The following is a 1,893-nucleotide window of genomic DNA, read 5'->3' on the forward strand; positions in this document are numbered from 1 at the left end:
CACCACGCTCCTCGCGCCTTGCGAGAACGCCCGACAGCCTCGCTGACATGTGGCATTACCTATGATCGGATTAGTAACTCCGACGCGCCTCGCGCCGGCATCTGAAGGAACAGCCATCCTTACAGAACGGGGGTGGGGTGACCGGGGTGCCGCGTTCCCCGGCTGGGTCTGTCGAAGCGGTTGCCATTGACGACGACGCTAGAGACCATGAAATAAATGCAATACCGTTGATCGTAACGATACCCGTCAGCTTCCGGTCTGCGGGGACTCGTATCATGGCCATGACCACCTTTCCCTCACCAAGAATCGCCCAGCTCTCCTGGGGCCGCATGACAGTCGAGACCGTTGGCTCGGGAAAGGATTTCAAGTTGTGGCCCGGTGGCGGCCGGGAATGGGACTGGAAGGAGACCGGTACCCGTCACGTCCCCGGCATCCAGCCGGACGACGTCGCCGAGCTACTGGGCCACGGGGCGATGACCGTCGTCCTCAGCCGTGGCATGTGGAAGGCACTGCACACCATGCCCGACACACTGGAGCTGTTGAATGCCCGCGGCATAGCCGTTCACGTCACTGAAACGAACGAAGCGGCGCGGATCTACAACGATCTGGCCGCGCACGGAGAGGCCGTCGGCGGACTCTTCCATTCCACTTGTTAGCGGACGGGGACCAACAGGCCCTGGTGGAGCGTCGACGGCAGATGCGGAACCCGAGACCGGTAGGGTGGATGAAGCGCGAGCGTAATCCACCTCCATGGAGCGTTTCGGGCGTAGCGGCCCAGCGAGATATAGCGTCGGCGGACGGCCTATATTCGTTACTCTCCTCCATGACGAAGCCGACGCAATCACCCGCTGCCGACGGCAGTACAACGCCCTAGCACACGTCTCAGGCTACAAACGCATCGCGCTCTGGTTCGAGCACGATTCCTACGACCAGCTCATCCTCGAGTACGTCCTCAAGTGTCTTACCGAGCAGCAGCCGCAGGCGCGCGTCGAGCTCATAGCCGTCGACAGCGTGCCGGGCGTCGAGCGCTACACCGGCATCGGCCAGCTCGCGCCCGACCTGCTCGCCTGGCTCTGGCGACAGCGCAAGCCGGTGACCGACGCACAGCTCGCGCTGGGCGAGACCGCATGGGCGGCCATCACCGCTCCCACACCGGAACCACTGGAGGCACTCACCCGCACCGGTACACCAGCGCTCCCCATGATGGGCCACGCCCTGCGGCGGCACCTGTAGGAATTGCCATCCCTGGAAAACTGCCTGGGACTGACCGAACAGCTCACCGCCAAAATCGTCCGAGACCTGGGCCCGATTTCGGTCGGGCGCGTCTACCGTGAGCTCATGATGAAGCGCGAGCCGTGCCGTATCTGGGCGACCTGATGTTCTGGTGGATTATCCAGCCGCTGTGCCGCACGGATTCACCCGCGCTGAGGATCACCGGAGGGGAAGAGGCGGAATGGCCGCAGCGTGAGTTGAACCTGACTGCTACTGGGGCAGCGGTTCTCGACGGCGAACACCACTGGCTTGATTTCTCGCCACTCGAACGCTGGATCGGTGGTGTGCGGATCGCGGGTGAGGAAGGCGGAACTTGGTGCTTGGACCGTGGGGCAGGGCGGCTCTTCCGGCGCTGAACTCAATAAGCACAGCAATATCGTGTGCCGTATACTCTTGCCAGAGCGCCCGGCTCGTTATTGCCCAAGTGCTGCTCGACGGCTTCGCACGAATGGATTCCGATACGTCAATCCGAATTGGATCAATCCGCTGCGCTGCAGGCCGCTCGAGGTTGAGATGTTACGACGAAAGGTTATTGTGACCCTCGACCAGTTGTCCGGGCGCGATTCTGTGACGCGCCAGCGCTTGGCGAAACAGGTGCTTCGCCAGCGCCGCGTTCTCCTT

General features: G+C 62.7%; 3 protein-coding genes. All 3 read left to right on the forward strand.

The window, feature by feature from the left end; genetic code table 11:
* The first annotated feature begins 275 nt into the window (after positions 1-275).
* Positions 276-656, forward strand: coding sequence for an Mth938-like domain-containing protein (locus tag ACPEES_RS23220; RefSeq protein ID WP_435106852.1), 381 nt, complete (start codon positions 276-278; stop codon positions 654-656).
* A 94-nt stretch (positions 657-750) separates the two neighbouring features.
* Positions 751-1,233 carry a DUF1835 domain-containing protein gene (locus tag ACPEES_RS23225; protein WP_435106854.1) on the forward strand — a complete coding sequence of 161 codons (483 nt, stop codon included), beginning with the start codon at positions 751-753 and terminating at the stop codon, positions 1,231-1,233.
* A 122-nt stretch (positions 1,234-1,355) separates the two neighbouring features.
* Positions 1,356-1,628, forward strand: coding sequence for a hypothetical protein (locus tag ACPEES_RS23230; protein ID WP_435106856.1), 273 nt, complete (start codon positions 1,356-1,358; stop codon positions 1,626-1,628).
* The last annotated feature ends 265 nt before the right edge of the window (positions 1,629-1,893 follow it).

This window comes from Arhodomonas sp. AD133, from assembly GCF_051195215.1.
Classification (GTDB): domain Bacteria; phylum Pseudomonadota; class Gammaproteobacteria; order Nitrococcales; family Nitrococcaceae; genus Arhodomonas.

Bases quoted from the DNA above. Each gene is read 5' to 3' on its own strand.
- ACPEES_RS23225 (WP_435106854.1), top strand. From the start codon at position 751: ATGGAGCGTTTCGGGCGTAGCGGCCCAGCGAGATATAGCGTCGGCGGA.
- ACPEES_RS23220 (WP_435106852.1), top strand. From the start codon at position 276: ATGGCCATGACCACCTTTCCCTCACCAAGAATCGCCCAGCTCTCCTGG.